Origin of the sequence: Butyricicoccus pullicaecorum DSM 23266 (assembly GCF_900167005.1) — a bacterium.
GTDB lineage: Bacteria > Bacillota > Clostridia > Oscillospirales > Butyricicoccaceae > Butyricicoccus > Butyricicoccus pullicaecorum.
Window position 1 is genome coordinate 223,155 of record NZ_FUXW01000001.1, and the last position, 19,027, is coordinate 242,181.

Consider the following 19,027-nt stretch of genomic DNA (forward strand, 5'->3'; position numbering starts at 1 on the left):
TATGCACAGAATGATAGACTGTGCGTTTGTCATTCTATGTGCACGGGCACATTTTTGGTAGATCAGAGAAGTGAAATTTGAGAGGGAGAGAACAAATGGCAGTTACCTTGCGGCAGATTGCCGAGTTGGCCGGGGTCTCGCGCGGTACGGTCGACCGCGTGATGAACAACCGCGGCCACGTCAACGAGGAGGTCGAGGCGCGTGTCCGGCAGATCGCGGCTGAACTCGGATATGAACCAAATCAGGCCGGACGGGCGCTTGCACGCGCAAAAGTAAGCGTAAAAATTGGATTTTTGATTCAATCGGTAGAGACACCGACCATGCAGACCGTGGCCGAGGGCGCAGAGGAGGCGGCAGCCAAGCTGCGCTCGCGTGGGTTGGATGTGGTCATCCGCAAGCTGGAATCGCTGGGCGAACAGCAGGAATTGGACGCGATTGAGGCACTGGTCAAGGAAGGAATCAAGGGTCTGGCGATCACACCCAGCGATTCCCCGGAAATCTATGCCGCACTCGATCGTGTCGTCGATCTGGGCATTCCGGTTATTACGGTCAACGGCGATGCGCCGCGCAGCCGCCGAATGTGTTTTGTCGGTATGGATAATGCACAGGGTGGACGCACAGCGGCCGGTCTGGTGCGCTCCATGCTGCCGGCAGGCGGTAAGGTGCTGACCCTGTCCGCCTATCCCAATAACCACGGTCACCGCGCAAGATATGTCAGTTTCGCCGAGGAAATGGCAAAAATTGCACCGGATATCCAGCTTTTACCCTTACAGCACTGCTTTAACCGCGATGATTATGCGTATGAGCTGACGCTGCGTGCGCTGGAAGAGCATGAAGACCTGGATGTGATCTATGTCACGGCGCATGGCCAGCACGGTGCGTGCGAGGCGATCGAGAAGATGGGACGCAAAGTGCGCGTGGTCGCGTACGACCTGACGCCCCAGAATCGCATCGACCTGGCCGAGAACAAGATCGAATTTGTCATCGATCAGAACGCCCGTGTGCAGGGAACACAGCCGCCGCAGCTGCTGTATGAGTACCTGATCGAGGGAAAACAGCCGACATGCTCGCAAATGTACACGGATATCCTCATAAAAACTCGCTATAACATCTAAATTCAACCAAAATGCACAGGACGCTCGCTTTTGAGCGTCCTGTTTTTTATGCAATTTGTTCACGGGCACGCAGAATACAGATAAGTTGCACAAAAAGAAATTGGGAAATTTGTGATAATATCTAAAAATATGGTGAAAAATGGATTTTTTATTGCGTTCACGGGCACAACTGGATATAATTGAACTTGTGAATAAGACGTGTCGGAATTGTAAACGAATCATGAACGACAGGTCAAAAACATCCAAAAGGCGACAGGAAACCCCTGTTTTCGTCTCGTGCAGTTACTGGGGAGTGCACACGGGACGAACCAAAAAGACCGGACGGGACGCCTTGCCCGACGGGACAATGTGTGTAGAAAGAGGATGAAAGCATGAATCTTATGTTCACAGCTGTGACATTCGTGGCCTTCACCGCGCTTGTCGCAATCATCTCCTGGTGGAAGACCAGAGGTGACAATCTGGACACGCAGGATGGTTATTATCTGGCAGGTCGCGGACTGACCGGCCCGGTAATCGCAGGTTCTCTGCTCATGACCAACCTGTCCGCAGAGCAGCTGGTCGGCAACAACGGCCAGGCTGTACGAATCGGCATGAGCCCGATGGGCTGGGAAGTTACCTCGGCCATCGCGCTGGTTATCCTGGCATTCGTACTGATGCCGAAGTACCTCAAGACCGGTCTGACCACCGTTCCGGAGTTCTTCGAGCAGCGCTATGATGCAGGTACCCGCCGTCTGGTTTCCTTCATTGTACTGCTCTCTTACATCATCATCATGCTGCCGAACGTACTGTACGCCGGCGCACAGGTATTCGTTAACATCTTCGGCATCGATCAGGTCTTTGTTACGCAGTTCGGTATGGACGCAGGTTCCGCTCGTTTCTGGGCAATCGCTGCTGTCTGTGTCGCAACCGCATTCGCAGGTTCCATTTACGCAATCTTCGGCGGCCTGAAGGCGATCGCAGTTTCTGACTCGATCAACGGTCTGGGCCTGATCGTCGGCGGTCTGCTCGTACCGATCTTCGGTCTGATCGCACTGGGCGCAGCGCATGGCGGCGGCTTCATGGAAGGTCTGGATGCATTCCTGAACACCGATAAGACCCTGCTCAACGCGATCGACGCACCCAACCTCAACGAGCCTTACCTGCCCTGGCCGCTGCTGCTGACCGGCCTGCTGGTCAACAATATGTATTTCTGGGCAACCAACCAGTCCATCATCCAGCGTACCTTCGGTGCAAAGAACCTGAAGGAAGCACAGAAGGGTGCTGTTCTGGCAGGTTTCTTCAAGATCCTCACCCCGCTGATCATCGTTGTACCGGGTGTCATCGCACGCCTGCTGTACACCGAGGTTACCGACTGGGGCAACGGCGATACTGCATACCCGATGCTGGTTGCAGACGTTATGCCCAAGTGGCTGCTCGGCTTCTTCGCAGCTGTTATGTTCGGCGCAATCCTGTCGTCGTTTAACTCCATTCTGAACTCCGCTTCCACCATTTATGCGCTGGACATTCACCGTCCGATGTTCAACCCGAACGCAACCGACGCGCACATGGTAAAGGTTGGCCAGAACTTCGGTACCATCGTTGCGATCATTTCGACCGTCATGTCTCCGTTCTTCATGTACATGGGCGGTATCACCACGACCGTAAACTCTGCATTCGCTGCATTCAACACCCCGCTGTTTGTCTGCCTGCTGTGCGGCTTCTTCTGGAAGAGGGTTCCGTCGATCGCTGCAAAGATCGTTATTCCGATCCACGTTGTTCTCTACTTCCTGCTGCAGTTCTATCTGCGCTATCAGATTCCGGTCCTCGAGAACACCCACTATCTGTACTTCACCGCGTTCCTGTTTATCATTGACATGATCATCATGGCAATTATCGTCAAGGTACATCCGCGTGAGACCGATTTCGTCCTGCACGATGCGCAGGCTGTCGATCTGACTCCGTGGAAGAACGGCAAGTACGTTGCAGCCTTCGTTCTGGCTATTATGTGCCTGGCATACGTTGTATTCTCTCCGCTGTGCCTGGGTGCGTAAGCAAAAATACAGATTTTCTGACCTCTCGAAAGACCCTGCCGGGAAAAACCCGGTGGGGTCTTTTGCTGCAAAATGAGACGCATTTTGAGAGTGTAATTGTAAATATTAACTGAATTTTAACCATAATTCGCTGGACACCGACCAGGGATACGCCTATAATAAGGATAACAGCAAGACAGAGACTTTTGAAGTGCGTGTGCAAGGGACGCGCCTTCGTTTCGAGCTCAAAGAAGGAGGAATGATCTATGAAGAGTTCGTATACAAAACGTGCGCTCGCCTTCTGGCTGGCGGTTGCAATGGTTGCGACCAGCGCGCCGATGGCGTTTGCGAGAGAGCCGAATACAACGCAGCCTGTTGTTTGGGCAGGTACACCGGGCGAGGGCGGCGAAGGAGGCGGAATCACTTCGTTAAGTGCAGCAGACATAAAGAAGGTTACCATTACGCCATCAGAAGTTACCGTAGACGGAATCATTTCACCACAAGATATTAAAGTTGAGGTATTCACGGACGAGGATGGAAACACCGAGATTACTGAAAACCTTGGATGGGAGATTGTGGCAACAAACGGAGGAGACGCAAGGCATGTAACAGTAGGTGCAGATGGGGTTGTAACGGTTGATGCGAAAGCTAAGGCAGGAACATATACCATTAGGCCAAGGATAAACAATGAGGATGCATCAGCGTTTGATGTTTTGGAAGTGAAACGCACAGGGGAACAAGAGGTGTTCAAGGTAATAGTTTCGGGCGGTCAATCAAAATTGACCATTCCGGAAAGTGGAAGCGCAACAACGGAGGCTTTTACAGTCAAATTTTTGAACGCATTTGATGAGCCTGTCACGCAAGAAAAGGAAGTTAAATGGAATGTAAAACCGGCAAAATCTGAAAACACGGGTAAGGTAACCATTGATAATAAAGGCGTTGTGACGGTTCAGGCGGATGCCGTAGAAGATACTGTCACGGTGACAGCAGATATAGAAGGCTCAACACCTGGAATAGGTGAAAAAGCAACGCTTACGCTAGAGAAAGCCGCAGTTACATCTAACGAGATAAAGGAAGTTGAACTTTCTCAATCAACGGTCACGGTAAACGGAAGTACAGCGACACCGGATGTTACGGTCAAAGCATATTCTGACGAAGGAAAGCAGCATGACATTACAAGTCAGGTTGCATGGACTGTTGAGACAACAGACGGAAAGCAAGGAGATGTAACGGTATCGCAGGATGGTAAAGTAACCGTTAGTGCGAAAGCCAAAGCGGGTACTTATACCATTAAAGCGGGCGCGAAAGGTTCCATTACAGGAAGCGGCTCTGCTACCTTGACCGTTTCGCGTGCGGCAAGTGAACTGAAATCTATTACAGAGGTTTGGAACAAGGGCACATCGAGCAGCGAAGATGTTACGGATGGTTTGACGCTGGAGGCAAAACAGTCTGCGGAACTGTTTGTCAAAGGTCTTGACCAGTATGGAGACGAAGTGACCGTAACCGATAAGATTACAGTAGAAGCAAAGAGTGGTTCCAGCACAAATCTGGACTTTGCAGTCAATAAGATTACGGCAAAGGAAACCATTCAGGCGCAGACAACTGAGTATGTAACGGTAACGTACGACGGCGGCAAATTGACCAAGGATATCAAAGTAACCGTTCGTCCTGCTAAAACAGTAGGTACCGAAGTTAAATTTGCAACACAGCCAGCCGAAACCAATGTATATGGCGATGCGATTACGGCACCAACTATCACAGTAGATGATCAGCCTGTTGAAGCTGATGCGACCGTTCGCTATGAATACCGTAGAGTACAGCCGAATCCGCAGGACACAAAGGATGTTTTGACCACAATGCCTAAGGATGTGGGAAAATATCAGGTAACGGCATATTATGACAGTAAAGATGGGTCAAAGCATGGTTCTGCAAGCACAACGTTTGAAATTACAAAGAAACCTGTTACTGTCACCGCAGATAACAAGACCATTACCAAGGGCGATGCCATTCCGACTTTGACGTTTACCGTTCCGACTGGGGCATTGGCTTACAATGATACAAAGGATGCGCTGGGCGTTACGCTAACCACCAAGGCAACGAGCACTTCTGCGGTTGGTTCATATGATATCACCGGTACAAGCAACAGCAAGAATTATGCTGTCACCGTCCAGAAGGGCACGCTGACGATCAAGGCAGAAGAAGGTCTCCGAATGTCTGCCAGCAAGGCATCTGACGATAGCAACCGAAGCAGATATGATTTGTCTGTTCGTCGAGGTACAGGATATCTTGATCTGAATGCAGATGCAGACGATTATCTGAATCGTCAGACTGTAGATGGCAGCAAGGACTACTGGATCGGCTTTGATCTGGATGTCTATCTGGATGGTGTATCCAAAAACATTCAGGATCTGTATGTCTCGTCTACCGGAAAGAGCACCGATTGGAAGAAAATTAGCGATCTGAACAATTCCAGACGTTATATCGGCGATTTCTATCTGGATAATCTGAGTGGTACCAGCTTTACGCTGTGGTTTGATACCGATGATGATTCGGACAATAGTGACCGCCTGTATTTCGCAACCAGCAGCTCGGGAGCAAACGAATATTACATTGATGTTGATTTTGATGCGTACAGAGGTTCTTCCTCTTCGTCCTCTGGTTCGTCTTCGTCTGACACCTCCAAGGTAAACGGTGACCGTGTATCCACCACCACCGTCGACAAGACCCCCTCTGTCAAGAACGGCAGCGCAACGGTCACTTTCTCGTCTTCGGCCCTGTCCGATGCACTCGACGAGAACAAGAAGGAAGCAAAGCGCGAGGATGCCGACAAGACTTACATCGAACTCGATGTCAAGACCTCCAAGTCGGTCGATGATACCACCATCACCGTCCCGCGCAGCTCGCTTGATAAGATCGCGGACGAGGATACCGGCCTCAAGCTGACCACCAATCAGGGCACTGTAACCTTCGATTATCGTGCACTGGCTGAAATTTACGACGCATGTGACAAGACCAATATCGAGTTCTACCTCGAGGAAGAAGACGACGATCAGTACGTCCTGCTCATCAAGGACGGTAGCAGCGATGTCATCGACCTTGGCCGCGGCTCGGTTGAAGTCACCTTTGATTACAAGCTCAAGAGCGGCGAAAAGTCCTCGGATGTCAAGGTCTACCGCATCGGTAATGGCGACAAGACCTGGCTGGCAACCTACGGTGGCAGCACGGTCTATGGTGCAGCTGATGTTTACGCAGCAGCTCCGACTTACGTCACCGATATGAAGGCCGATTACTCGTCCTCCAAGAAGAAGGTCACCTTCACCACCGATGCACTCGGTACCTTCCTTATCACCACCGATACGCTCAAGACCGGTTCGGGCAGCACAACGACTACCCCGACCTACAACGCATTTGTTGATGTTCCGTCCTCTCGCTGGAGTGCAACTTACATCAATAAGCTGGCATCTCTTGGCATCATCAACGGCACGGGCGGCGGCTACTTTGAGCCTACGCTGTATGTCACCCGTGAAGAGTTCGTCAAGATGCTGGCAGGCGTTGCCGGCGCGAATGTGACCGGTTATACCTCGTCCAGATTCCCGGACGTTCCGCTGTCTCGCTGGAGTGCACCGTACATTGCATGGGCAGCAGATCGCGGCATCACCACCGGTACGGATGGCGGCAACTTTGCACCGACCATGCGTATTACCCGTGAAGAGATGGCAACCATGATCTACCGCTACGTACAGTCGTCTGGCAAGACCCTGCCTGCTAAGAATGCACCGGTGATCTTTGCAGATGCAAACCTGATTTCCGGCTGGGCACAGACTCCGGTCTCTGTCATGCAGCAGGCTGGCATCATTGATGGCAACGTCACCAATGGCCGCTACACCTTCGATCCCAAGGTATCGGCAAGCCGTGAAGAATGCGCAAAGATGCTCGCAGTTCTGTACGATCTGGTACGCTGATTGACTGCACAAACACGTTCATAAACGAATAACAGGAGAGACCCACTCGCTTATGAGTGGGTCTCTTTTTATACAAATGCGATAAAAAAACCGGTCTCCGTATGGAGACCGGTTTTTACTGGGGAAATAGAAGAAGATAAAAGTACCAGAAAGTTTTATCGACCGAAATGCGTTTCGTTGTACTGATGTACGGCGTGGAAAGCCGCCCAGATATTTTCAGCGCGGGTGTCTCCGACGATGTTGTGGATGGTGTTGAAGACATAGCCGCCGCCCTTGGACAGAATATCCAGACGCTCGGTGACCTGTGCTGCGACTTCCTCCGGGGTGCCGTTGGGCAGCATGTCCTGCGTGTCTACGCCGCCGCCCCAGAATACCAGCTTGTCGCCGTACTTTTCCTTGAGCATGCGTGCGTCCATGCCCTTGGCGGACAGCTGCACGGGGTTGATGATATCCATACCCATGTCGACAAAGTCGTCGAGCAGCTTGACGACACAGCCGCAGGTATGGAAGAAGGTCTTCCAGTTGGTGTTCTGGTGAATCCAGTCGCACACGCGCTTGTAATAGGGTTTGTACAGCTGCTGGAACATGTCGGTAGACATAAATTCTGCGTTCTGCGTGCCGAAATCGGTGCCGCTGACCCAGCAAATCTGGATGTTATCGCCAACTGCCTGCTTGTAAATTTCCAGATTCTTGAGCATGAACTCGGTCTGCATTTCGAAGACTTCCTGTACATACTCGGGATAGAGAATCTGTGCCATGCACCACTCGTCAAACTTGCGGATACCCTGCGGGTGCTTCTCAAAGGGTGCGGGGATGGCACCCGGGTCGCCAAAACCGGCGCCAGCCAGGTTGCCGATCACGCAGTAGTCGGTCTCAGTGAACAGTCGCTTAGACTCCTTTTCATAGTAGCGTGCGGTCTCGTCGCTCATGACCGAGAAGAAGTTCTTGAAATCTTCACGCGGGGTCAGATTGTCCTCGTCGTATTCGGGAGCACGGTCGATGATATCGAAGAAATAGCCGCCGGAGGGCATGTAGATGGACGGGGGTGCATTGCGGTCACCCTGCGGGTACATCTTGACGCCGCCGTCGGGCAGGATGTCAAATTCGTTGCCTGCGTTGATGAGCGTCGGCGTGCCGTCGGGCATGACAAAACGTTTTTTTGCACCGGTGTTCATAATGCCCAGACTGTCTTCGGGATGGTTCATGCCAATGACATCGGATTTCATGATTTTGCGCAGATCTTCATCTACAACGCCCAGCATCTGCACCATTTCAAAGACATCCAGGTCTTTTTTCGGCAGTCCCAGATATTCACGCAGACGATAGAGCGCGCAAACGCTGATACCGGTCTGACCGGTTGCGCCGAAGTCGATCGGTACACGGTCGGGCTGCTGGTGGTTGATGGCGGCAAGGACACGTTCTCTCGAAGTCATGGTCGGTTTCCTCCCTATCTTTTCTCTCTATGCGCCCGTCCGGCGCGCGGTCATCGGTTAAAATCTGCATTTATTATAGTCCTGCGCCAAGGGAAAGAAAATCGGATAACTTGCGCATCACTTTGGATTTCTTGCTGTTTTTACCGATTTGAAAATATTTGGTAAAAGTATGAAATTACAGAGAAAATCAAAGAAATAAATGCTTGATTGACAGAAAAGTTAGAAGGGGATATAATGACAGAAAATGAGTTTTGAATTTTTGATCAAGGGGGTGCGAGCAATGCTGGGCAAGGAACGCGGAACGGTATCGGGATCGGATCTGTATTTTCAGACGCCGTCGGACATGGCGCACCGCATGCTGTACTACATGACCTCGTGCGGATATTACTACACCGATTTTGATTATCGCATTGAACGCGAGGATTATCACAACTATCTGGTGTTTTACATTTGTGACGGTCGATTGTCGGTCACGAGTGGGGACAAAACCATGGTCGCCGGAGCCGGACAGGTGGGCATGCTCAACTGTCACAAGCCGCATGAGTACCACACAATCGGCAACGCGGAATTTGTCTGGCTGCATCTGGACGGTGCGAACACAGACCAGTTTATGACCAGATTATCCAGCAGAAGAAAGGGTTTGTCTTTGACTCGACCAATGCCGCTGAGATCAAGGAGCGACTGTATGAGATGGTGTTTGCCTGCCGCAATGAGCAGCTACCAGGTGAGGTGCGCCTGTCGCACAAACTCAATGGATTGCTGACCGCCTTGCTCGATGACAGTCCGGCGCCAGAGGAGCAGGACGAGGCACGCTCTCCGGTTGCAATCGCGGCCAAGTTCATCCGTGAGCACTATCCCGAACCCATTTCGCTGGCCGACGTTGCGCAGTGTGTGCACATGAGTCAGTACCATTTTTCCCGACTGTTCAAGCGTGAGTGCGGATACTCGCCGCATGAGTACATTATTCTGGTGCGCATCAACCGGGCGAAGCATTTGCTCAAAACGACCGATCTTCCGGTCAAGATCATCGCACAAAACGTCGGATATCAGAACGTGACGACGTTTACCAACGCATTCAGCAACCGGGTGGGACTGTCTCCGAGTGCCTTCCGGCGCTATCCGGTCTGAGGACTGGCTCAAATCATAGATTTTACAAGCGTGGTGTCCGGGTGGCACCGCGCTTTTTGTGTGCTTTGTGCGAAGATTGAAAAAGAATGTGCAAGGTCCATCAAGAATCCGGAACGTTTTGCACAAACGGAAACGATAAAAATTAGAGGATTTGTCTATCACCGGCGGAAGAGAGCAAGATTTACAAAACGCACAGCAAGATTCCTCATTTTCTTTTGTGCCCCGGGAAGTTATCATAGGGTCATCAGGAAAAAGCAGAATGCATGAAAAAATAGGGAATATATCATGCAAAATTGTGCTTTCTTACGAGAAAAAGAGTGTCAAAAACAAACCACAAGAGAAGACAGAGGAGAGATGTTGAGATGAACAAGAAGAGATGGATGGCAGCAGCACTGGCAGGTGCAATGGCACTGACGATGACCGCGTGCGGCGGTGGCGCAGAGGAGACTCCTGCCGACGACTCTGCATCGACTGCGGAATCCACTGGCACCGAGCAGGCCACAGGCGGTGAGGCCAAGAAGGTCAGCGTAATTCTCAAGACGCTGGCAGCTGAGTATTGACAGTACTGCAAGGCTGGCGTTGAGGCCTATGGGGAAGAGCACGGCGTTCAGGTCGATGTCAAGGGACCGTCTTCTGAGACCGCTTTTGAAGAGCAGATTACGATGATCGAGACCGATCTTAACACGGCGGATTATGATGCTTACGTCATCGCACCGCTGCAGGCTGAGACCGTCAAGACGCTGGTTGCAGGCGAGACCCGACCGATCATTGCGGTTGACAGCGATATTCCGGACACTCCGGAGGTTCTGAGCTTTGTCGGTACCGGTAACGAAGCTGCAGCAAAGCTGGGCGGACAGGCTGCCGTAGAGGCTGCAAAGGCTGCCGGCTGGACCGAGATCAAGGCAATCGAGATCTGTGGTGTACAGGGCGAGGCGACCAGCGAGGCGCGTAAGGCCGGCTACATGGCAGGCATCGAGGAGAGCGGCGGCGACTTCCTGGAAGATGAGACCCAGTACGCGGATGCAACAGCTGACCGTGCGGTCAATGCAATGGAAGCCATCATGCAGACCCATCCGGAAGGTGTTGCAATCATCTGTGCACATAACGACGATATGGCAATGGCAGCAGCACGTGCAGCAGCCAGCAATCCGGCTTATGAGAATACCATCTTCATGGGCTTCAACGGCGACAAGTCGGCTTGTGAATCCATCCTGAAGGGTGAGCTGACCATGTCGGTTGCACAGAATGCGTATGACATGGCGTACAAGGCAGTAGAGACCGCTTGCAATGCAGTTGCAGGCCAGACGCCCGAAAAGTTTGTAGACTCCGGTGCAGACATCATCACGCCTGAGAATGCACAGGCACGTCTGGACACCCTCAATGGCTACCTGAAGTAAACAACACGATACTTTCTGAATGCAAACCAAAGGAAAAACCCTCCGTACCGCATGGTACGGAGGGTTTTTCTGTCTATGCAATGGCGTGAGGAGGACGTTAGGAAACCGAAATCATGCAGATGCGTCCGCCTTCGGACAGCGGTGCGTCGGCATAGAGTACAAACGCATCGTAGTCGGCCTTGGCCTGACGCAGGGTGATGAGTTGGTTGGTGCGGGATACAAAGACCGGCACATCGTCTGCGATCGGATAAACACCGGCATCGGTCTTGACGCTCTGGTAGCCGTCAAAGGCCTGGAGCGTGACTGCGCCGACGCGGATGGGCTTCTTAGAGATGAGGTTCATCTCACCGGTGTTGGACAGCGCTGCACGCGGCAGACCGAGCGGGGTGGGCTTGCCCACAAGATCGTCGACCTGATCGACAACGTCGATGGTGTAGGTCTTGGGCTTGCCGTCCTCAAGGGTCGTGATCTTGACCTTGTAGTCGTAGATCGGGATGACGATGCCGCTGCCCTCGACGTTGGGATCACCGCCGACAACACGCTCTTCTACGACAACCGATGCGCCTTCAACCAGACCCCATACCCAGCTCTCGCCGGTTGCGTCGCGGATGATGAGGGCGGTAACCGTACCGGACGGGTCGGTGACGACGGTCTCGATGTTCTTACCGGAGATGACATCGTTCTTGATATCCTCGAGCTTGAGCGGATTGAGCGGGCCATTGTCCGAAACGCGCTCAAAGACCTGTACATCGGGTGCGACCGGCTTGCTGCCCAGAACACCGCGGGAGACGATCCAGTCGCCCGGATTGGTGGTGGTGCGGGTCGCTTCGGTGACGCGCAGGTTGCCGTTCGTATCCTGCGACAGACGTACCATCTGGCCGACAGCCACGCTCTTGACTGCCTTTTCAACCGGGCCCTTGATGGTCAGACCGTTAAACAGCTGCACGGTGACCTCGTTCTCGGTGGTTGCGGTGACGATACCATTCATGGATGCAGACAGTTCGCTCTCGGGCACTGCCGCACGTACCTGACCGCTGACATCGAACAGCAGCGTGACCTTCTTGCCGAGTTCGGTGTTGTCGAAGGTCGGAGCGGCCTTCTCGGAGACCGGGAACTCGGTTGCCAGTACTTTGACCTTTTCCGGGAAGCGGAAGGACGGGGTTGCCTCCTGATATACACCGGTGATGCGGGTGTTGGATACCAGAGCGGTCTGGGTGGTCGGATCGAGGGTGACGACGTCGTACTTCTGGATATCGCCTTCCTGGATGGTCGCACCGTTGCGCTCGACACGGTAGCCCTTGGGGATGGCCACGGTATCGACGCCCCAGACGTAGCTGTCGCCCGAGACGAATGCGTTGTCGACTGCGATGAGTTCCAGATTGTGGTCCTTATCGTAGTAGAGGTTGACCTTCTGGCCCTGACGGATATCAAACCATGCTTCGATGTAGTCCTGCAGAGCGCCCTGCACAACAACCGGAACCTTGCGTCCGACAGCAATTTGACCGCCTTCCTTAGTGACGATCTGCTGACGCTCGGCGCGTACGACTGTGTAGGTCTCGCGCTCGGAAACCTCGGGCAGGAAGGACTTGACCTTGCTTGTTGCGGTCTTGTCGAACAGGACCACGCCGCGTGCACCGACCAGCGCACTGTCCAGAGAATTTGCTGCCGGGCGGGTGACGATCTGGCCACCCTCGTAGAAGCGCAGCTGACCGGCCTGAAGCGAGGAATCGGTCTCGGGGGTCGCGAGCAGGATGGAGTTTTCGACCGGTGTGGAGCCGGACAGCGCGGTGTACAGCTTTTCGCCGCCCTTGGTCGGGGTGCGCAGCGTGTTGCGCAGCATAATGGCTGCATCCGCGCGGGTGATGGGATCGTTGACGCCGTGCGAAGCGGCACCCTTGGTCAGTCCGAGGGACTGTGCCTTGACGACATAGTCGTTCGGCCAGATGGGGCCGACGTCAGCAGTGGTGTAATCGAGCATGCGCAGCAGCATGGTGCACGCCTCACCGTAGGTGACCGGTTTTTCCGGGGTGAAGGTACCGTCGGCGTTGCCGCGGATGATCTGCTTTTTGGCCAGATCGGGCGATTTGACCATGGCCGCGATGTAGCCCGACGCCCAGTGGGTGTACAGAACGTCGGGGAACAGGGTGTAGCTCTGGTAGGCGGTTGCGTCGCCTACGCCGAGCGAAGCTGCGGCGAGCTTGGTGAACTCGGCACGGGTTAGGCTGCGGTTCGGTTCAAAGTTGCCCACGCCATCACCCTCCATGATGGCCAGTGCGTCGAGCGAAGCCGCTGCCTGTGCCAGATTTTCGTCGGTAATATCTTTAAATGCCGCCCCGGCCGTACCCGCAAGCAGCGCGAGCGACAGGGACAGGCAGACAAAAGATCGTCTAACCATATCTTTCCTCCTTCAATTATTGCGTGCGCAGCGCGTCAACCGGCTGCAGTTTGGCTGCCTTGTTTGCGGGGTACAGGCCGAAGATGATGCCCAAGAGCGCCGAGAACAGGAACGCGCCCAGAACCAGCGGAAGCGAGGGCAGGACGGTAAAGTGTTCGATGTCGGGCATCCAGCCGGACATGGCAGCGGTTTGCTGTTTGATGAGCAGGTTACCGATGACCGCCGAGCCGAAACAGCCCAGCGCGATGCCTAAGAGGCCGCCGCAGCAGGATACCGCTGCCGATTCGACTAGGAACTGACCGATGATATCGCGTCTGCGTGCGCCGATCGCCATACGGATACCGATTTCTCGGGTACGCTCGGTGACCGAGACCAGCATGATGTTCATAATGCCGATGCCGCCGACCAGCAGCGAGATGGCTGCAACGCCACCGCCGAGCAGTGCGAGCTGATTGCTCGATGCCTGCGCCTGTTCCTGGAACTGTGCATCGGAATTACATTCAAAATAACCGTTGCTGCCTGCGCGGGACTTGAATTTTCCGTTGATTGTGTCGACGATAGGCTGAATATCGTCCTTGGTCTGTGCCTGAATGATGTAGTTGCGGCTGTCATAGACGCTGACTTCCATCATCAGCGGCTGCAGGGTGTAGGGCAGTACGACCAGCTGGTCACCGGTGTTGAGCTTGCCGCCGTATTTGCCGGCGTATACGCCGATAACTTCGAAGCTCTTGCCGCCGATGCGGATGTGCTGCCCGAGCGGGCTCATCGCACCGAAAAAGTATTTGCGCACGGCTTCACCGATGATACACACACGCGAACTGCGGGCGCAGTCGGCGGCGCTGATGTCACGGCCGGATACAATGCGCATGTTGGTGACCGTACTGTAATCCTGATTACCAAAGTAGATGTTGGTGGTGTACTTCTGGTTGGCCAGGACCTTAGAGCGATACTGCACGCCCTTGGACTGCCAGTCATAGTAGGTGCGCTGGGGAGACCAGCCTTTGACGCGGTCCTTCAGGTCGATGCTCAGCGTATCTTCCAGATCGTTCCAGTCGGCAGATTTGAGGCCATTGCCGTAGATCGTGATTTTATTGGTGCCCATGGCCTCGTATTGCAGGCGGGACAGGGTGGCCATGCCCTGAATGGACGCGACCAGCGAGATGACCGCGCCGACACCGATGATGATGCCCAGCATGGTCAGGAAGGAGCGCACCTTGTTGTTCGAGATGGCCTTGAGCGCCATGCGGATGGTTTGCAGCCAGTTCATGACAGTCCTCCTTTTCCGGGACGGTCGGATACGATGTGACCGTCCTGAATGGTGACGATGCGCTCGGCCATTTCGGCGAGGTGGTTGTCGTGGGTGATGAGGATGATGGACGTGCCGGCGCGGTTGAGTGCGGACAGCTGTTCCATGATCTCGCGGCCGGAGGCCGAGTCCAGGTTACCGGTCGGCTCGTCGGCCATAATGATCGGCGGCTTGGCCGCGACTGCGCGTGCGATGGCGACGCGCTGCTGCTGACCGCCTGACATCTCAGCCGGACGGTGGTGCAGACGGTGGCCGAGGCCAACCTGCTCGAGTGCGGTAATGGACAGTTCACGGCGCTGCGCCTTGGGCATGCCGCGGTAGATGAGCGGCAGCTCGACGTTTTCCAGCGCAGTGAGAGCGGGAATGAGGTTAAAACCCTGAAAGATGAAGCCGATTTCACGGTTTCGGATGCCGGACAGGGTGGACGGACGCATTTCGTTGACCGGCTGACCGCCCAGACGATAGATGCCATAGGTCGGGATATCCAGACAGCCCAGAATGTTCATCAGCGTGGACTTGCCCGAACCCGACTGGCCCAGAATGCACAGGAACTGTCCCCAGGGCACGGCGAGCGAGATATCGTCCAGCGCCCGCACCTCGTTTTCCTTGCCTTCGTGATAAATCTTGCTCAGATGCTGCACATCGATGAGCAGGGAGTCATCAAACTCGGCTGGAGGCGGTGGACTGTGTTTGCGGAAAAACATGAATGTCTCGCCCTCCTTTTAACCGACCGCGATGGCCGAGCCGCCCATATTGTTCTGGTCATACTGATCCTGTGGGCCTGCGAGGAAGACGGTCACGCCCTCGTCCAGACCGGAAACGATCTCGGTGTTCTGGGAGTCGGAAATACCGATTTGTACCGGAACGAGTACAAAGCCGTCGGGCACATCCGAGCCTTCGGGGATGGGCAGGGTGTTCTCGAAGGTCTGGCCTTCTGCGGGCTGTGCAAAGACTGCGACACCGTCGTTGGTGTTGACGACAGCCGTCGAGGGAACCATGATGCAGTCCTCGGACTGTGCGGTGGTGATGCGGTACTCAACCGAGAAGTCGGGACGCAGGGTCTGACCCTCGACCGGATCGACCGAGATCACTGCCGGGAAGGTGGGCATAGAGCCCTGACTGTTGTTGTTCTTGTTGGCTTCCAGACCGACCGACTGAACGGTGCCGGTGAAGGTGAGGGTATCGGTGCCGAGGTTCATGGTGATGGACGCCGGCTGACCGGGCTGTACGCTGGCCACATCACTCATGGAGATGTCAGCGTTGATGACGATGTTATCGGTATCTGCAACGACGCAGGGCGGGGTGTCGCCCAGAAGCTCCTGTCCTTCGGTAGCGTTCATGGACAGCACCATACCGTCGATCGGGGAAACGACCGTGCACTTGGCGATGCGCTCGTTGAGTTCCTTAACGGTCTCCTGGCGGGTCTGTACCAGCTGCTGTGCGGTCTGCAGCGCAGTGGTCGCCTCTTCGCTCGAAAGCGCCAGAATGGTCTGGCCAGCCGAGAACTTCTGATAGCTGGGTGCGCAGTTCGCAGTCGCCTTGCCTGCCGCCTTGACGGTCAGCTTGGTCTCGCGGCTGTACATGAGCTTGCCCGAGCCGGTTGGCGCGATGTTCAGACCGTCGGCTGCAATGGTTGCAGTCGCGTCCATACCCGCCTTGAGCGTGCCCGGGTTGCGGAAGGTGACGGTTGCGCGGAACAGTCGGCCGCCTTCGTTGGAGATCTTTTCGATGCGGTCGATCTTTTCTACCGTGCCGGTGACCGAGCCCATGGTCTGAGGAATGGAGATGGACGCGGTCTGGCCGACCTTGAGCTTATCAATGTATGCGTAGCTGTAATAGAGTTCCAGACGCATGTTGGTGTCGTCAACCAACGTACCCAGAACGGTGCCCGATGCCACGTCGTCACCCTTCTGAATCTTGACTTCTTCCGGACTGGTCGGGGTCGTGGTGGACTCGCCGCTGGTCGTCTGGGTGGTGCTTTCCGAGGTCACTTCACCCGGCGGCAGCAGACGGCCGGTAAAGGGGGCGGTGACGACCAGTTCGCTGAGGGTCTTGTTGGCCTCGTTGACGCTCTTCTGTGCCTCGTTGAGTGCAGTTTGTGCCTGTTCGAGCTCCTTGCGGGTCTCGGCAGGGTCAATGGTCATCAGAACCTGACCGGTCTTGACCGTGTCGCCCGTGTGTGCGTTGATGGTCAGTACCTTGCCCTTGATATCCTTACCCAGTTCGGCGCGGGTCTTGGCAGCCGTGTAGCCGTTGCCCTCGATGTAGGTTTCCAGATATCCGCGGCTGGAGACCGCGGTCTGGATGGTGGATTCGGTGTCAGACTGGCCGGTTTTCTTGACTACATACACACCGCCGCCAATCAGACCGGCCAGAATCAGCACGGTCAGACCAATCCGCAGCGGCTTGGGGAGCTTGCGGTGAGGCTTGTTCATCGTATCGGCATACCGGTTGCGGACGGGAGCGGTATTCTTCTGCGCCTTGTCAGCTTCCGGCGTGACATCCTGCTGGTTGACAGGGGATGGATTGTCGGTCATTTTTGGCATGGGAAAGTCTCCTCTCACTTCTTTTTTTAGACCTTTTCGCTAAACTGTATGAATTATGTTAATACAGTGACAGTATAGGGCGGGGCAGGAGGCATGTCAAGAAAGGTAACTGGATTGTAATAAAAAATCCTGCAATTTCAGAAAATGTAATCGCAGGAAACAGGAAATAGATATGCAGGCAGGGACGGCGTTTTTTGCCGTCCCTGCCTGTCAAACGTGATGTAAGGGGATAGGGAAGGAGGTAAAACCGGGAAAACGTCCGGTTTTATAAGCTGCAAAGTTCGTTGTACAGTGCCTCGTACTTGCGTGCCGAGCTGTTCCAAGAGAAGTCCTGCTGCATGCCGCGTTTTACAATATTATTCCATGCCTTGCGGTTGTCGTAGTAGGTCTGCTCTGCATAGTAGATGGTGAACAGCATTTCGTCGGCATTGTAGTTGCAGAACGAGAAGCCGGTACCGGTCTGCTCATACTCGTTGTACGGCTGGACGGTATCGCGCAGACCGCCGGTCTCGCGGACGATCGGCACGGTACCGTAGCGCAGCGAGATGAGCTGAGTCAGGCCGCAAGGCTCAAAGAGCGAAGGCATGAGCATAGCATCCGCACCGGCGTAAACCTTGTGCGCGAAGCCCTCGTTGAATGCGATGTAAGCGCGTACCTTGTCGGGTTCTACGTCCTGCATGTGGCGGAACAGACCCTCGTAGCGCGGATCGCCGGTACCAACGACAACCAGCTGCACACGGGATTCAACCAGTCGGCCGATGATCCAGTTGACCAGATCCAGACCCTTCTGGTCGGTCAGACGGGTGACCATAGCGATGAGCATGGTGTCGGGATCTTCGGGCAGGCCGAGTTCTTTCTGCAATGCTGCCTTGTTGGCTGCCTTACCCTTGAGGTAGTTGCGGGTGCTGTACTGGGTGTCGATGTCCTTGTCGGTTGCCGGATTGTAGATGTCGTAGTCGATGCCGTTGACGATACCGGACAGCGTGCCGCTCTTGGCGCGCAGCAGACCGTCCAGACCCTCGCCGTAGAATTCGCACTGGATCTCACCGGCATAGGTGTCGGAAACCGTGGTGATGCGGTCGGCAAAGACCAGACCGCCCTTGAGCATGTTGGCATCGCGCTTGAACTCCATGCGGTCGGGGGTGAAGACCCAATCCGGCAGGCCGGTGTACAGCTTGAGGGTGGGAATGTCCCAGATGCCCTGGAAGCGCAGGTTGTGAATGGTCATGATCGTGCGGATACCGTGATAGAACGGGTTATCCTTAAAGAGCGTGTGCAGGAATACCGGAACGATACCGGTTTGCCAGTCGTGGCAGTGGATGACATCGGGATGGAAACCGATGGTCGGCAGGATGGACAGTGCAGCCTTGGAGAAGAAGCAGAACTTCTCAATATCCCAGTGGATGTCGCCGTACGGCTTGGGGCCACCGAAATAGTACTGGTTATCGATGAAGTAATAGGTGACACCGTCGAGCTGATAGGTCAGAATGCCGACATAAACCGAACCCAGACCGCCGAGATCCATATAGAAATGTGAGACGTACTCAAAATTGTTGCGGTAACGCTCGGGAATGGCCATGTAGTTGGGGATGATGACGCGCACGTCGAACTGTTCGCGGTCAAGAGACTTGGGCAGCGCGCCGACAACGTCGGCCAGTCCGCCGGTCTTGATGAACGGGACGCATTCGGATGCGACAAACAAGATGTTTTTCATATAAGAAACCCTCCGTTAAGAC

At 54.5% G+C, this 19,027-nt stretch carries 13 protein-coding genes and 1 pseudogene; 8 read left to right on the forward strand and 6 right to left on the reverse strand.

What is annotated here, in order from left to right:
- Positions 1-95: 95 nt before the first annotated feature.
- The 3 genes from B5D52_RS01195 to B5D52_RS01205 all read left to right on the forward strand — a co-directional run bounded on the left by B5D52_RS01195 (position 96) and on the right by B5D52_RS01205 (position 7,086).
- The gene (locus B5D52_RS01195; protein ID WP_016147772.1) at positions 96-1,115 is read left to right on the forward strand and encodes a LacI family DNA-binding transcriptional regulator; all 1,020 of its coding nucleotides are present in this window, start codon (positions 96-98) and stop codon (positions 1,113-1,115) included.
- Between the two features lie 371 nt (positions 1,116-1,486).
- A complete protein-coding gene (locus tag B5D52_RS01200) occupies positions 1,487-3,145 on the forward strand; it encodes a solute:sodium symporter family transporter (protein ID WP_016147771.1) in 1,659 nt (552 codons plus the stop codon).
- 245 nt (positions 3,146-3,390) lie between these two features.
- On the forward strand, positions 3,391-7,086 hold the full coding sequence (locus B5D52_RS01205) for an S-layer homology domain-containing protein (protein ID WP_016147770.1): 3,696 nt from the start codon (positions 3,391-3,393) through the stop codon (positions 7,084-7,086).
- Between the two features lie 155 nt (positions 7,087-7,241).
- Here the strand turns inward: B5D52_RS01205 and B5D52_RS01210 are convergent, their stop codons facing one another.
- Positions 7,242-8,519: a uroporphyrinogen decarboxylase family protein gene (locus tag B5D52_RS01210; RefSeq protein WP_016147769.1), complete on the reverse strand. Its 1,278-nt coding sequence runs from the start codon at positions 8,517-8,519 to the stop codon at positions 7,242-7,244.
- A 280-nt stretch (positions 8,520-8,799) separates the two neighbouring features.
- Here B5D52_RS01210 and B5D52_RS01215 point away from each other — a divergent pair, with 280 nt between their 5' ends.
- The 5 genes and pseudogenes from B5D52_RS01215 to B5D52_RS01225 form a co-directional block, all read left to right on the forward strand.
- Positions 8,800-9,282, forward strand: coding sequence for an AraC family ligand binding domain-containing protein (locus tag B5D52_RS01215; RefSeq protein WP_051113155.1), 483 nt, complete (start codon positions 8,800-8,802; stop codon positions 9,280-9,282).
- Positions 9,276-9,647: an AraC family transcriptional regulator gene (locus B5D52_RS01220; protein WP_051113154.1), complete on the forward strand. Its 372-nt coding sequence runs from the start codon at positions 9,276-9,278 to the stop codon at positions 9,645-9,647. The genes B5D52_RS01215 and B5D52_RS01220 overlap by 7 nt, the downstream gene beginning before the upstream one ends.
- A gap of 151 nt (positions 9,648-9,798) precedes the next feature.
- Positions 9,799-10,008 (forward strand): hypothetical protein, encoded by a 210-nt coding sequence (locus B5D52_RS16295; protein ID WP_178139585.1) that lies wholly within the window; start codon positions 9,799-9,801, stop codon positions 10,006-10,008.
- Between the two features lies 1 nt (position 10,009).
- Positions 10,010-10,207 carry a hypothetical protein gene (locus tag B5D52_RS16440; protein ID WP_016147767.1) on the forward strand — a complete coding sequence of 66 codons (198 nt, stop codon included), beginning with the start codon at positions 10,010-10,012 and terminating at the stop codon, positions 10,205-10,207.
- Positions 10,208-10,225: 18 nt separating this feature from the next.
- Positions 10,226-11,044 (forward strand): annotated as a pseudogene (locus B5D52_RS01225) (sugar ABC transporter substrate-binding protein); the annotation flags it as partial.
- A gap of 97 nt (positions 11,045-11,141) precedes the next feature.
- Here the strand turns inward: B5D52_RS01225 and B5D52_RS01230 are convergent.
- The 5 genes from B5D52_RS01230 to glgA form a co-directional block, all read right to left on the reverse strand.
- Positions 11,142-13,439: an S-layer homology domain-containing protein gene (locus tag B5D52_RS01230; RefSeq protein WP_016147765.1), complete on the reverse strand. Its 2,298-nt coding sequence runs from the start codon at positions 13,437-13,439 to the stop codon at positions 11,142-11,144.
- 16 nt (positions 13,440-13,455) lie between these two features.
- Positions 13,456-14,706, reverse strand: coding sequence for an ABC transporter permease (locus B5D52_RS15850; protein ID WP_016147764.1), 1,251 nt, complete (start codon positions 14,704-14,706; stop codon positions 13,456-13,458).
- Positions 14,703-15,449, reverse strand: coding sequence for an ABC transporter ATP-binding protein (locus tag B5D52_RS01240; protein ID WP_016147763.1), 747 nt, complete (start codon positions 15,447-15,449; stop codon positions 14,703-14,705). The genes B5D52_RS15850 and B5D52_RS01240 overlap by 4 nt, the downstream gene beginning before the upstream one ends.
- Positions 15,450-15,467: 18 nt before the next feature.
- Entirely contained in the window at positions 15,468-17,291 is a 1,824-nt protein-coding gene (locus B5D52_RS01245; RefSeq protein ID WP_016147762.1) for an efflux RND transporter periplasmic adaptor subunit, read from the reverse strand.
- Positions 17,292-17,556: 265 nt separating this feature from the next.
- Complete coding sequence (gene glgA, locus B5D52_RS01250) at positions 17,557-19,005, reverse strand: glycogen synthase GlgA (RefSeq protein ID WP_016147761.1); 1,449 nt, start codon at positions 19,003-19,005, stop codon at positions 17,557-17,559.
- Positions 19,006-19,027 lie beyond the last annotated feature (22 nt).

Coding starts and splice junctions, on each gene's coding strand:
- B5D52_RS01230 (WP_016147765.1), bottom strand. CDS start 13,439: ATGGTTAGACGATCTTTTGTCTGCCTGTCCCTGTCGCTCGCGCTGCTT.
- B5D52_RS01200 (WP_016147771.1), top strand. CDS start 1,487: ATGAATCTTATGTTCACAGCTGTGACATTCGTGGCCTTCACCGCGCTT.
- B5D52_RS01240 (WP_016147763.1), bottom strand. CDS start 15,449: ATGTTTTTCCGCAAACACAGTCCACCGCCTCCAGCCGAGTTTGATGAC.
- B5D52_RS16440 (WP_016147767.1), top strand. CDS start 10,010: ATGAACAAGAAGAGATGGATGGCAGCAGCACTGGCAGGTGCAATGGCA.
- B5D52_RS01215 (WP_051113155.1), top strand. CDS start 8,800: ATGCTGGGCAAGGAACGCGGAACGGTATCGGGATCGGATCTGTATTTT.
- B5D52_RS01210 (WP_016147769.1), bottom strand. CDS start 8,519: ATGACTTCGAGAGAACGTGTCCTTGCCGCCATCAACCACCAGCAGCCC.
- B5D52_RS01245 (WP_016147762.1), bottom strand. CDS start 17,291: ATGCCAAAAATGACCGACAATCCATCCCCTGTCAACCAGCAGGATGTC.
- glgA (WP_016147761.1), bottom strand. CDS start 19,005: ATGAAAAACATCTTGTTTGTCGCATCCGAATGCGTCCCGTTCATCAAG.
- B5D52_RS01195 (WP_016147772.1), top strand. CDS start 96: ATGGCAGTTACCTTGCGGCAGATTGCCGAGTTGGCCGGGGTCTCGCGC.
- B5D52_RS01205 (WP_016147770.1), top strand. CDS start 3,391: ATGAAGAGTTCGTATACAAAACGTGCGCTCGCCTTCTGGCTGGCGGTT.
- B5D52_RS15850 (WP_016147764.1), bottom strand. CDS start 14,706: ATGAACTGGCTGCAAACCATCCGCATGGCGCTCAAGGCCATCTCGAAC.